This window comes from Peribacillus frigoritolerans (assembly GCF_004358755.1).
In the GTDB taxonomy this organism is placed as follows: domain Bacteria; phylum Bacillota; class Bacilli; order Bacillales; family Bacillaceae; genus Bacillus_P.
Window position 1 is genome coordinate 187,527 of record NZ_SMZY01000001.1, and the last position, 12,816, is coordinate 200,342.

The window sequence follows — 12,816 nt, forward strand, 5'->3', positions numbered from 1 at the left end:
TACAGTGAATGTACTGGATATGCTTCAATTTGAAACAAATGAAAAAATGCCTTCTCATTATAAAGACCTCACAGAAGAGGAAATGATCAAAAGAGTTAAACAGATTAAAGAAAAGTTTGGCCGCCGGCTGCTGATACCCGGTCATCATTATCAAAAGGATGAGGTTATTCAGTTTGCAGATATTACGGGGGATTCCCTGCAGCTTGCACAGGCCGCGGCAGAAAACAAAGAGGCAGAATACATCGTTTTTTGCGGCGTGCATTTTATGGCTGAAACAGCAGACATGCTGACGGGTGAAGGGCAAACTGTTTTGCTGCCGGATATGAGAGCAGGATGTTCGATGGCTGATATGGCGGATATTGAGCAGACTGAGCGGGCATGGACAAAGCTTCAAAAAATGTATGGGGATACAATTCTGCCATTGACCTATGTGAATTCGACCGCAGCAATTAAAGCATTTGTCGGGAAAAATGGAGGGGCAACTGTCACTTCCTCAAATGCAGAAAAAATGCTGCGCTGGTCGTTTGAACAACAACAGCGGATTCTATTTTTGCCGGATCAGCATTTAGGAAGAAATACGGCTTATAACTTAGGTGTTCCGCTTGATAAGATGGCAATTTGGAATCCGCTGACAAACGAGCTTGAATTTGATGGGAATCCTGAGGATGTTATCGTGATTTTATGGAAAGGCCATTGTTCCGTCCATGAAAAATTCACAGTGAAAAATATCGAAGATTTGCGCCTTGCCAAGCCTGATATGAAAATCATCGTACATCCGGAATGCAGCAGAGAAGTAGTTGCTGCAAGTGATTTGGCAGGCTCTACAAAATATATCATCGACACGATTGAAGCAGCTCCTTCCGGAAGCAAATGGGCGATTGGAACAGAAATGAATCTTGTGAAAAGGATTATTGACCAGCATCCTGATAAGGAAATTGTCTCGCTGAATCCGTTTATGTGCCCATGTTTGACGATGAACAGAATTGACCTTCCACACTTATTGTGGTCACTCGAAGGACTGGAAGAAGGTAAGGTCATCAATCAAATTAAAGTTGACCCAAAAACAGCAGAACATGCCATTCTCGCTTTAGAGCGAATGCTTAAACACGTATAAAATGGAACTGACAAAATAAGATGAAATAAGTGCACCCGCAAGCTGCCTTCATCTTAAGTTTGTCAGTTTTTTTATTGGCCGGGAAACATATATTTGTCTTCTTAAGCATAAGTTGTGATGAAGAAGAATGGCATAATTGCCTGCAAATCATATGCGATAAAGTTTCAAGCATAGGAGGGGGAAAGGTTGAAAATCCACATTGTTCAAAAAGGCGATACGCTTTGGAAAATTGCCAAAAAATATGGGGTAGATTTTGAAGAACTGAAAAAGATGAACTCTCAGCTAAGCAACCCTGACTTAATCATGCCTGGAATGAAAATAAAGGTTCCAAGCGAAGGAGTTCCTGTTAAAAATGAAACTAAGGTTAACTTTTCAGGGAAAAAGGAAATGCCGAAATCCGAGCATCCTTTTGCAAAAGAAAAACCGAAACAAGTGATGGATGTCACAGATACCAAACCGAAGGAAGTTCCGAAAGAAAAGCCCTCGGTGCCATATGTTCCTCCAGTGCCGAACATTAAACAGCCAGCATATCCAGAATTAGATATTAATAACTACTACATGCTGAATATGGCGATGATGCCGCAGGCACCGCAGCCGCAGCTTCCGCCAAAGCCTTCAAATGTTCTGCCTGAGATGATGAAGCCAGCCGAAAAGCCAGCTCAAAAACCGGCTGAAAAACCGGCTGAAAAGCCAAAATCAGTATCACCTGCTAATAAAGAGGAGGCCACAAAGGATATGGAAAATAAGCCGAACATGCCGCAGCAAGGAGTGATGGGGGCTTATCAGGGCGGTCAGGGTCCACAAGTATTTCCTGGCGGCCAGGGCGGGGCTCCGTATCAGAACCCTGGTGCAGTCGCCGGTGCCCAGGATCAGCAGGCACCTGGAGGTCCAGGTTTTCCGGGCGGGGATGACTGTTATCCCGTTTCACCAGTGATGCCGGGACCAGGATTCGGTCCAGGATTCGGAGGCCCAGGATTTGGAGGTCCGGGATTCGGCGGACCTCAAATACAGCCATATGGTATGCCGTATCAGCAGGGCCCTGGCATGGGAATGCCGCAGCAAATGCCATTTGATGAAGATGAAGATGACGATGATGACGTAATGGGAGCATATATGCCTCAGCAGCAAATGCAAATGCCGTATGGTCAGCAAGGATTTGGAGGTCCAGGATTTGAAGGTTCAGGATTTGGAGGTCCAGGATTTGGAGGTCCAGGATTTGGAGGCCCAGGATTTGGAGGCCCAGGATTCGGAGGCCCTGGTTTTGGAGGTCCAGGATTCGGAGGCGCTGGATTTGGGGGGCCAGGAGGATATCCGCCGGGCTGCTATCCGATGTCTCCGCCGATGCCGGGGCCGGGATTCGGATTCCAGCCTCAAGTTCAAGGAGCGTTCAGCGGCGGTCCAAATATGCCGCAGGGTGTAGCCGGTGCATGGGATCAGGGGATGATGAATAATATGCCTCCGCAAGTAAGCCCTGCAATGGATAAAGAAGATTGTGGATGCGGCGGACCTGGGCAAGGCTCTGGCGGAATGCCGGGACAATTTGGTCAGGGCGGTCAATTTGGCGGAATGCCGGGACAATTTGGTCAGGGCGGTCAATTTGGCGGAATGCCGGGACAGTTTGGTCAGGGCGGTCAATTTGGCGGAATGCCAGGGCAGTTTGGTCAGGGCGGTCAATTTGGCGGAATGCCAGGGCAGTTTGGTCAGGGCGGTCAATTTGGCGGAATGCCAGGGCAGTTTGGTCAGGGCGGACAATTTGGCGGGATGCCAGGACAATTTGGTCAAGGCGGTCAATTTGGCGGGATGCCAGGACAGTTTAGTCAAGGCGGTCAATTTGGCGGAATGCCAGGACAATTTGGTCAAGGCGGTCAATTTGGCGGGGATGGTCAATTTGCGATGCCGAGATTTGATGATGAGGACGACGACGATTGACATAGATCTAAGAGACGAGACATATTGTTCGTCTCTTTTTCTTATTTATATTCCGTGTCCAAGTACACGTGCTTTACCTGGCAGGGGATTAATCAAAATTCGTTTCGCGATTAGCTTTATAAAAAGGTATTTTGACAAACAAATGTGTGTTTATCGCAAAAAAGCGCAAGCCGCAATTAAAAGCAGGCTGGCCACGCATAAATTCATGGATCTTGCATGCGAAATTTCCGCATTCCCATCTTATTTTCCCCAATTCCGTCAATCACCGTCAAATAATAAATGTCTCCATTATTTTAAGGACTTACCGTTAACTAACAGATTAATGCTTCTCTGAACGAGCAACCTATACAAGAGCGTAATTTGCTCGCTACAGGAAAATCAGGGGGGTTTTAATATTGAGGCATAAAGTTACTGCATTTGCTGCAATTGCCATAGCTGCGACTGGACTTGCAGGCTGCAACAATAATGAAGGCGCACTTGACACGAGATACGATGATTCTACAAGACCTATCGGTTATTATTCAGATGAACACCGGAATAACAACAACGATGGCGTGGATAACGTGGATAATGATGGGCCATTGACAGAAATGATGGAAGGCGACATGAATGATAATTACTTCACAAAAGTTAATGATCGTGATACCGCTTTTCATAACGGAAGAATGGATAATCCAACAGCCCCGCTTTCTAATGAAGACGGCATGATTGAAAAAGACAACCGTTTCAGCAGAACAGATGAAAATTATCATGGTCAGGTAAAGCAAGTCAATTATTACAATGACCAAGATGAAGCTATTGCTAAAAATGTTTCTGAAAAAGCTGCAGATGTCAAAGATGTCGATGATGTCCGCACGGTTGTAAATGGAGATCAGGTGCTTGTTGCCATCGATACGGATGATAAAAACGACAAAGACGTTAAAAATGCCGTTTTGAATGCAGTGCGTCCGGCAGCTGAAGGCAAAGATATTAAAGTTGTCACTGATGAAGGCACATTTACACGTGTCAGAACAATTAATGACAACATTGAAACAGGACAGCCGAAAAATACAATCAATGAAGATATTAGAGATCTATTTGATGATATGGGCAATGTCATGAAAGAGCCCTTTCAGCAAGCAAGATAAACAATGAAAGGGGGTATCTGTATATAGATGCCCCTTTTTTCTTTTTTTTTTTTATTATCTAAATAGAATAAAAAAATCATGAAAGGTTAAAATTTCTATTTTTGGTGAAACTAGAAATGACGAATACTTGCCATTATGGTAAATAGCTCATGATATGGGGTGTATGTGATGATGTCGTCTCATCGTTTACTGATTGGTGCCTTTGCCTGCGTCATAGTCACATTATTTTTCATCATTCCTTCTTTCCATCAGAAAGAATCCAGTGCTTCAGAGAATGCAGCAGAAACGGAAAATGAAGTCTATGAAGTAAGCGGTCCGCTGACCGTTACAGTGGTGCTTGAACGAATCTATTTGGATGGTGAAATCAGTGAAGAAGTGAAAACCGAAACCATTCTCGCAATGGAGGATTTTTGGGCAAAATATGAGGATTGGCAATTGATTGATCAGGACGATCATCAGATTATTTTCCAAAAAGAAATGGATGATATCTCCCCTTTACTAAAAGCAAACGGGTATTTCGGCATTTCATCAGAAGGTGTCTTTTCTATTTTTAATGGAAAGCCTGATGATGCTTCGGAAATTATTCAGTCATTCTTTCAAATTGATGTTAAAAAACTTGAAACACGAAAGCATGATGAATTAAGGCAGGGAATTCGCATAGAATCAAAAGATCAGTACTTAAAGGTCATTCAGTCATATAAAGCCTATTCATCACCGGCAGATGTGAAATAAAGAAAGCTAGTGCAACAGCGCTGGCTTTTTCTGTGTTTATAAGGACTTTCATTTTTGGATTATGACTGACACATTAATGGGTTACTTGCCCCGGTTTGCTGCATCCTAACTGAGTCTGAAGCACTTTACAGGAGGCCGCCAACATTGTTGCGCCATAACTAAGATTGAAGTGCTTTTTTGGCTGCCCGTCCCATTTAGTTGCGTTAGAAAAATAACAATCCATAAGAAGACTGCTTTTTTAATGATTTATACTACAGGCAAAAGAAAAAATTATGATACAATGAGGTACAGTTGTAAAGAGGTGACTAACGTTTTGATTGAATTTATAAAAGGCTATATTGATTTTGTTACTCCGGAATATATTGTCATTGACCATGGCGGAATCGGTTATCAGGTGCATACTCCAAATCCATTCAGCTTTCAGCGCAATCGATCTTCAGAAGTGACGATTTTTACATATCAGCTAGTCAGAGAAGATATCCTCGCATTATATGGTTTTCATACAAGAGAAGAAAAAGCATTATTTATGAAGCTTCTGAACGTTACAGGAATCGGACCTAAAGGAGCTCTTGCCATACTTGCTTCAGGAAATCCTTCGCAAGTAGTCGGTGCGATTGAAAATGAGGACGAGAAGTTTCTTGTTAAGTTTCCTGGCGTTGGGAAGAAGACTGCGAGGCAGATTATTCTTGATCTTAAAGGAAAGCTTGCCGATGTAGCAGGAGAGTTTGCTCCGGATTTGTTTACGCATGAAGAGCATGAACAAAAAGAAACAGCATCAAAAGCCCTTAATGAGGCACTTGAAGCTCTAAAGGTGCTTGGATATGCTGAACGCGAAATTAATAAGGTCATTCCGTCTCTTATGGAAGAAGAGCTATCAACAGATCAGTATGTGAAAAAAGCTTTGCAAAAGCTATTAAAGTAAGGTGAAAAGACATGGATGAACGTCTTGTATCAAGTGAAGCGGACTTAGATGAAGGTGCAATCGAGCTAAGTTTAAGACCTCAGACTTTATCTCAGTATATTGGACAGGATAAAGTAAAAGAAAACTTGAAAGTCTTTATTGAAGCCGCTAAACTCAGAAGCGAAACACTGGATCACGTCCTTTTATACGGTCCTCCGGGTCTTGGAAAAACAACGCTTGCAACGATTATCGCAAACGAAATGGGCGTAAATATCCGCACAACATCAGGACCGGCTATTGAAAGGCCGGGAGACCTGGCTGCCATTTTAACAGCTCTTGAGCCCGGGGATGTATTATTTATTGATGAAATCCATCGTCTTCAGCGCTCTATTGAAGAAGTACTGTATCCGGCGATGGAGGATTTCTGTCTTGACATTGTGATTGGAAAGGGCCCATCTGCCCGTTCTGTCCGCCTTGATCTGCCTCCGTTTACTCTTATAGGGGCCACCACACGCGTTGGCTTGCTTACGGCTCCGCTTAGAGACCGGTTTGGTGTTCTCAGCAGGCTGGAATATTATAATGAAGAGCAGCTGTCTCTCATTGTTGAACGGACCGGAGACATATTAGGGATTGGCATGGAAAAAGAAGCTTCGCTGGAACTTGCAAGAAGATCAAGGGGTACGCCTCGAATAGCAAACAGGCTATTAAGACGGGTAAGGGACTTTGCCCAGGTGCTTGGCGAGCCGACTGTATCGGGGAGCCTTGCCAAGGAAGCTTTGGAAAAACTTCAGGTCGACAGATTGGGCCTCGATCATATCGATCACAAGCTTTTAATGGGGATAATTGAAAAGTATAAAGGCGGTCCGGTCGGAATTGATACGATTTCAGCTACAATCGGAGAAGAATCACACACGATAGAAGATGTCTATGAGCCGTATCTTTTGCAAATCGGTTTTATACAACGCACTCCAAGGGGTAGAATGGTAACGGAAGCAGTTTACCATCACTTTCAAATGGAGGCTCCAGAAAAATGACCCAATTTCCCAAAATCCTGATGATGATGGGCGCCGTTCTTTTTTTTGCAGGATTATTCATGCAGCTCATTGGAAGACTGCCTGGAGATTTTGTCTTTAAAAAAGGCAGCACAACGTTTTATTTTCCGATCGTTACATCAATTGTAATCAGTATCCTGCTGACGATCTTGTTTAATGTTTTCGGACGGTTTAAATAATAGAAAAGGTGAAAAACAATGAAAGTAGATTTATTTGATTTTAACTTGCCAGAGGAACTAATTGCACAAGTGCCGCTTTTAGAAAGGGATGCTTCTAAACTGATGGTCCTGGATAAAGAGACTGGCTCGATTCAGCATGAACAATTCAGATCAATCATTGATTATTTTCATGAGGGAGACTGTCTGGTTCTGAATAATACCCGTGTTCTGCCTGCCCGTTTAATCGGGGAGAAAAAAGACACGGGGGCTAAAATTGAACTGCTTTTGCTTAAGCAAGAGCAAGGAGATGTTTGGGAAGTTCTCGCGAAACCGGCAAAACGTGTGAAAATTGGCACGGAGCTTGTATTTGGAGACGGCATTCTGCATGCTGTTTGCACAGGGGAGTCTGAACACGGCGGGAGATTGCTTGAGTTCAAGTATGAAGGGATTTTTTATGAAGCATTAGACTCTTTAGGGAAAATGCCGCTGCCTCCATATATTAAAGAGCAGCTGGATGACCAGGAGCGGTACCAGACTGTCTTCTCCAGAGAGAGAGGATCAGCTGCAGCTCCGACTGCAGGACTGCATTTCACAGAGCAGATCTTAGATCAGTTGAAGGATAAAGGTGTTCATATTGTCTTTATCACTCTGCACGTTGGTCTTGGAACATTCCGGCCAGTAAACGCGGATGTAGTTGAAGAACATGAGATGCATGCTGAATTTTATCAAATGAGTGCAGGAACAGCCCAGCTGCTTAATCAAGTGCGCGCTGAAGGCGGACGGATTATTTCAGTAGGGACTACTTCTACACGCACTCTTGAAACCATCGCTTCAAAAAATGATGGAACATTCATCGAGGATAGCGGATGGACAAACATCTTTATCTATCCAGGCTATGAATTCCGTGCAATTGATGGAATGGTTACAAACTTCCACTTGCCTAAATCATCTTTGATTATGCTGGTAAGTGCGCTAGCTACAAGAGAGCATGTCATGAATGCCTATGAAACGGCAGTCAGGGAAAAATACCGATTCTTCAGCTTTGGCGATGCCATGCTTATCATCTAAAGAAAAACAGCCTTGAAGGAGGAAAAAAGGTGTCATCACCAATACGTTATGAATTAATTAAAACCTGTAAACAAACCGGTGCAAGACTCGGCCGTGTTCATACACCTCATGGGTCGTTTGAAACGCCTGTGTTTATGCCGGTAGGGACATTGGCTACTGTAAAGACAATGTCTCCGGAAGAACTCGTTCAGATGGGTGCAGGCATCATCTTAAGCAATACGTATCATTTATGGCTGCGTCCTGGTCATGAGATCGTTAAAGAAGCGGGCGGGCTTCACAAATTCATGAACTGGGACCGTGCGATTTTAACGGATTCAGGCGGCTTTCAGGTTTTCAGTTTGAGCGAATTCCGCAAAATAGAAGAAGAAGGCGTGCATTTCAGAAATCATCTGAACGGCGACAAATTGTTTTTGTCTCCGGAAAAAGCGATGCAGATTCAAAATGCTCTCGGTTCTGATATTATGATGGCATTTGATGAATGTCCTCCGTTCCCTGCTGAATATGACTATATGAAAAAATCAGTAGAGCGGACAAGCAGATGGGCAGAGCGATGCCTGAATGCTCATGAGCGTCCGCAAGATCAGGGGTTATTTGGAATTGTACAGGGCGGAGAATACGAAGAATTAAGGAAGCAGAGTGCCCGGGACTTAGTTTCAATGGATTTCCCTGGCTATGCTGTCGGCGGTCTTTCCGTTGGAGAGCCCAAAGACATTATGAACCGTGTGCTGGAATCGACAACTCCATTGCTTCCGTCCAATAAACCTCGTTATCTCATGGGCGTTGGCTCTCCGGATTCTCTAATTGACGGTGCTATCAGAGGAATTGATATGTTTGACTGCGTACTGCCGACGCGAATTGCGCGTAATGGCACATTGATGACAAGCAGCGGGCGTTTAGTTGTAAAAAATGCTAAATATGCGCGTGACTTCGGTCCGATTGATGAGAATTGCGACTGCTACACTTGCCGAAATTACAGCCGTGCTTATATCCGCCATCTAATGAAGTGTGACGAGACTTTCGGGATCCGATTAACTTCTTACCATAACCTTCATTTTCTGTTAAAATTAATGGAGCAGGTCAGACAGGCAATCCGTGAAGACCGATTAGGCGATTTCAGAGATGAATTCTTTGAACAATATGGATTTAACAAGCCGAATGCTAAAAACTTTTAACACTTGAAAGGGGTGAAAAATATGGAATTATTGACTACGGTTGGCCCGTTAATCTTAATGTTCGCGATCTTTTACTTTTTATTGATCCGTCCTCAGCAGAAACAGCAGAAGAAAGTCCGTGAAATGCAGAACAGTCTTTCAAAAGGTGACAAAGTCGTAACGATTGGCGGTATGCATGGCATCGTTGATTCAATCGACGAAGAAAAAGTAATCATCAAAGCTGGTGATGGCTCACGCCTCACATTTGACCGCCGCGCTATTCGCGACGTTGTTGAACAAAAAGGCATCACGATGGAAAAAGCCTAATACATAAGGCATGAACAAAAAGAAGCGCAGTCTCTGCGCTTCTTTTTGCTTTATTTCGAGGAACCTGACAAATTTACTCCCATTACTCCGCCGAGCATGGCTATAGCAAGGAAACCGCCATGATACATCGTCTGCTCCATTGTAAATGTTTTTCCGTAGCCTAAAAATTGAAATAAAAAGATAATTAATGTATAAAGGACGGCTGTTGTGCCCCCAACCAGCCATCCGCGCTCTTTTCCTTTTCCTCCAGCAATAAAACCTCCGATGAATACGGCTAAAAATGAGAGGCCCAGTATAAACCATTTAATGGCATCTTCCGTTAAGCCGGTAAATTTAAGCAGCAATGAAAAAAGTAAGCTTGTTGCAAGTGCTGCCACTATAATGCTGGATAACCCGTAAAGAATGGCTTTGCTCCATCTTCGCGTTTCGATTGCAATCTCCCCCTTATCCCTGTCAGCTTGTTTTTGCTCGTCTTATTACCATCCTATTCACGTTAAAACGAAATAGAATCAATTTGCTTTACATGAAAATGATTTATCCGTTCAAAATAAAACTATCTATGCAAGCAAAGGGGGATATTTGGTGGAAGAGTCATTAATCATAGTAGCAAGGACGATTTTTTTATATTTCATGATTGTTATTATCTTCAGACTGATGGGAAAAAGGGAAATTGGCGAATTAAGCATTCTTGATCTTGTTGTCTTTTTAATGATCGCTGAAATGGGAGTCATGGCCATTGAAAATACGGAGGATCCATTAATACATACCATCATTCCCATGTTTCTGCTTCTGGGCATACAGATTGGCCTTGCGTATCTGTCCCTTAAAAATCACAAAGTAAGAAAACTGCTCGACGGAAAACCAACAATCATTATTGATAGAGGGAAAATTAATGAGCATGCCATGAAAACGCAGCGCTATAATTTTGATGATCTTCTCATCCAGCTCAGGGAAAAGGAAATTAACGACATCAGCGAAGTTGATTTTGCCATTCTCGAACCATCAGGAAAGCTGTCTGTTATTAAAAAAGAACATGAGCATGAGCATCAAGAGCTGCAGCTGCCGTTAATTATTGACGGATCCATTCAGGAAGAGAACTTGTACCGCATTGGCAAAACAAACTTCTGGCTCCGGCAGCAGCTTAGGGATCTTGGCTATTTTGATATCAAAAATATCTCTTTTTGCACACATAATAAAGGTGCATTTTTCATCGATTTGAGAGATGAAAAATAATCATCAGCGGGGTGCAAGCTTGGAAAGAGTGTTTCCTATATAAGGTATCCTTTTTATTTCTTCCTTGTGAACTAATCGGAAGATGACCAGAAGGATGCAGTAAACCGTAAAAGTAAACAAAACCGAAATGATTAACTTTTTTCCCATGCCGAGAGAAAGCAGCCGGTAGAAATAAAAACCTGCTATGCCGGAGAGAATCATAGTCAAAAAGCACTTGGCATATTCCCCAATCCGTATCGAAAGAGAGATTACCTTCATGACGGTTGCTAAATGAAGCAGCGTGACAAGCATAATCCCTGCTACAATGGCAAGGGCGGCTCCCATGATTCCAAGAGATGGCCGCGTTGCTAAAAGAAAGATCAGGGCTGTTTTAATAGCAGAGCCGACAAAGCTGTTAATCATGGCGGCTTTTGCCAAGTTTAGAGCCTGCAAAACTGCTTGAAGAGGTCCCTGAAAATAGTAAAAGATAAAAAAGGGAGCCATAACCTGAACAAAGATGGCGGCGTGGCTGCTTCCGTACATAACCGTCATCATTGGCCCCGCATAGATATATAAAATAACTACTGCGAACCCGCCTGTCACAAGAGACAATCTGAACGCCTGCTGAAGTCTGTGCTGGACAAGGTGCAGCTTTTTTTGTGCCATAGCTTCGCTGATTGCAGGGACAAGTGCAGTTGATAAGGAATAGGTAATAAATGACGGCAGCATAAGAAGCGGAAGGGCATACCCTGTCAATTCACCGTACTGTCTAGTTGCCATCGCTGCTGTAAATCCTGCTATAGCCAAGCTTTGAGCCACAACAATCGGCTCAAAAAACCAGGCTATGGAACCAATCATGCGGCTTCCGGTTGTCGGGAGCGCAATGCTCATTAAGTTTTGGAAGGTATCTTTTCCTTCGTGGAGAGATTTAAAGAACTTCCTTCGGATTTTAAATTTCTTTTTCATTTTAAACATGGAGAATAAATAGAGGAGTGAGATCAGTTCTCCAATGACGGCAGATGCCATGGCTCCTGCTGCTGCATACTCAATTCCATATGGCAGGAATGTTTTTGTGAAAACCGCGATTAATGAAATTCGGACGATTTGTTCAAGTACCTGTGAGATCGCTGCAGGACGCATGTTCTGCTTTCCTTGAAAATATCCTCTTAGAACGGATGAAATGGCGATAATTGGAACAACCGGTGTTATGGCAAGAAGAGGATACAGTGTTCTTGGGTCAGTCAGTAAAGAATTTGATAAATAGGGAGCGAGAAGAACGATGGTAGGAGTAAATATAAGACTGAGTGTTCCTGTAATGGCAAGAGAGACAATCAGGATTTTTTTGATTTTCCGCTGATTTCCCTCAGCTTCTGCTTCCGCAACTAATTTTGATATCGCAACAGGCAAACCGAACTGGGTAATCGTAATAATCAGAACCAGTGTAGGCATCGCCATCATATACAGCCCAACGCCTTCTTCCCCGATAAAACGAGCCACAACAATCCGGTTTATAAAGCCCAGAACCCTTGTAATCAGACCGGCCGCAATCAATATTAACGTTCCCTGTAAAAATGTTTGCTTTGACATGGCTTTCCCTGCCTTCTCAAATAGCTTGTAATCATATACAATTACTATATGCGCTATGATTGGCCAAGCATGACAAGTATGTTCAAGCAGAGGCTTATTCAAAATAAATTATCCCGCAAATGTTCAGGTGAAGGAGCGTGTCATGATGGAAAAAGATGAAATCGAAAAATACCGCCATCACGTAAAGCCGGCGCTAGTCAGCAAAGCAGAGGAATTTAAAATTCTTGATTACGGCGAGGTGACAGTAGAAGAGCTTTGGAATTTCCTAAGAAATAAAAAGTGGAAGAAAAAGAATGAACTGATGGTATATGAAATGGTTGCTGATATAATGGCAATCAAGCCAAACGAATTCATGACATTTGCTACGATTGAATCCTATAAGGCGGGCAGCTGGTTTGAAAGCGAAGAAGGCAAAAAGCTTGGTATAAGTGAAGGATAATACATATTGAATGGTTTTT

Annotated in this window: 14 protein-coding genes; 12 read left to right on the top strand and 2 right to left on the bottom strand. The window is 43.1% G+C overall.

Features of this window, described 5'->3' with window-relative positions; genetic code table 11:
* Nucleotides 1–19 precede the first annotated feature (19 nt).
* The 10 genes from nadA to yajC all read left to right on the top strand — a co-directional run bounded on the left by nadA (nt 20) and on the right by yajC (nt 9,559).
* Nucleotides 20–1,114, top strand: coding sequence for a quinolinate synthase NadA (gene nadA, locus E2R53_RS00870; protein WP_435796771.1), 1,095 nt, complete (start codon nt 20–22; stop codon nt 1,112–1,114).
* 186 nt (nt 1,115–1,300) lie between these two features.
* Nucleotides 1,301–3,043 (top strand): SafA/ExsA family spore coat assembly protein, encoded by a 1,743-nt coding sequence (safA, locus tag E2R53_RS23460; protein ID WP_286166031.1) that lies wholly within the window; start codon nt 1,301–1,303, stop codon nt 3,041–3,043.
* A 395-nt stretch (nt 3,044–3,438) separates the two neighbouring features.
* Nucleotides 3,439–4,170 carry a YhcN/YlaJ family sporulation lipoprotein gene (locus E2R53_RS00885; protein ID WP_165970845.1) on the top strand — a complete coding sequence of 244 codons (732 nt, stop codon included), beginning with the start codon at nt 3,439–3,441 and terminating at the stop codon, nt 4,168–4,170.
* Between the two features lie 168 nt (nt 4,171–4,338).
* Nucleotides 4,339–4,902: an intercompartmental signaling factor BofC gene (locus E2R53_RS00890; RefSeq protein WP_286166032.1), complete on the top strand. Its 564-nt coding sequence runs from the start codon at nt 4,339–4,341 to the stop codon at nt 4,900–4,902.
* Between the two features lie 313 nt (nt 4,903–5,215).
* A complete protein-coding gene (gene ruvA, locus E2R53_RS00895) occupies nt 5,216–5,824 on the top strand; it encodes a Holliday junction branch migration protein RuvA (RefSeq protein ID WP_133309998.1) in 609 nt (202 codons plus the stop codon).
* 11 nt (nt 5,825–5,835) lie between these two features.
* Nucleotides 5,836–6,837, top strand: a complete 1,002-nt coding sequence (gene ruvB / locus E2R53_RS00900) for a Holliday junction branch migration DNA helicase RuvB (protein ID WP_070879761.1) — start codon at nt 5,836–5,838, stop codon at nt 6,835–6,837.
* Complete coding sequence (locus tag E2R53_RS00905) at nt 6,834–7,034, top strand: DUF2905 domain-containing protein (protein ID WP_070879762.1); 201 nt, start codon at nt 6,834–6,836, stop codon at nt 7,032–7,034. The genes ruvB and E2R53_RS00905 overlap by 4 nt, the downstream gene beginning before the upstream one ends.
* Before the next feature lie 18 nt (nt 7,035–7,052).
* A complete protein-coding gene (gene queA, locus E2R53_RS00910; protein WP_133309999.1) occupies nt 7,053–8,081 on the top strand; it encodes a tRNA preQ1(34) S-adenosylmethionine ribosyltransferase-isomerase QueA in 1,029 nt (342 codons plus the stop codon).
* Nucleotides 8,082–8,110: 29 nt separating this feature from the next.
* Nucleotides 8,111–9,253, top strand: a complete 1,143-nt coding sequence (tgt, locus tag E2R53_RS00915) for a tRNA guanosine(34) transglycosylase Tgt (RefSeq protein ID WP_070879764.1) — start codon at nt 8,111–8,113, stop codon at nt 9,251–9,253.
* Between the two features lie 21 nt (nt 9,254–9,274).
* A complete protein-coding gene (gene yajC, locus E2R53_RS00920; protein ID WP_133310000.1) occupies nt 9,275–9,559 on the top strand; it encodes a preprotein translocase subunit YajC in 285 nt (94 codons plus the stop codon).
* A 50-nt stretch (nt 9,560–9,609) separates the two neighbouring features.
* On the opposite strand, the gene E2R53_RS00925 is transcribed toward yajC, so the two are convergent.
* Nucleotides 9,610–9,990 (bottom strand): TIGR04086 family membrane protein, encoded by a 381-nt coding sequence (locus E2R53_RS00925; RefSeq protein WP_133310001.1) that lies wholly within the window; start codon nt 9,988–9,990, stop codon nt 9,610–9,612.
* Between the two features lie 151 nt (nt 9,991–10,141).
* On the opposite strand from E2R53_RS00925, the gene E2R53_RS00930 reads away from it, so the two are divergent.
* Nucleotides 10,142–10,792: a DUF421 domain-containing protein gene (locus E2R53_RS00930; RefSeq protein ID WP_133310002.1), complete on the top strand. Its 651-nt coding sequence runs from the start codon at nt 10,142–10,144 to the stop codon at nt 10,790–10,792.
* 3 nt (nt 10,793–10,795) lie between these two features.
* Here the strand turns inward: E2R53_RS00930 and spoVB are convergent, their stop codons facing one another.
* Nucleotides 10,796–12,358, bottom strand: a complete 1,563-nt coding sequence (spoVB, locus tag E2R53_RS00935) for a stage V sporulation protein B (protein ID WP_133310003.1) — start codon at nt 12,356–12,358, stop codon at nt 10,796–10,798.
* A 142-nt stretch (nt 12,359–12,500) separates the two neighbouring features.
* Between spoVB and E2R53_RS00940 the strand changes: the two genes are divergently transcribed.
* A complete protein-coding gene (locus E2R53_RS00940; RefSeq protein ID WP_286166033.1) occupies nt 12,501–12,797 on the top strand; it encodes a post-transcriptional regulator in 297 nt (98 codons plus the stop codon).
* The last annotated feature ends 19 nt before the right edge of the window (nt 12,798–12,816 follow it).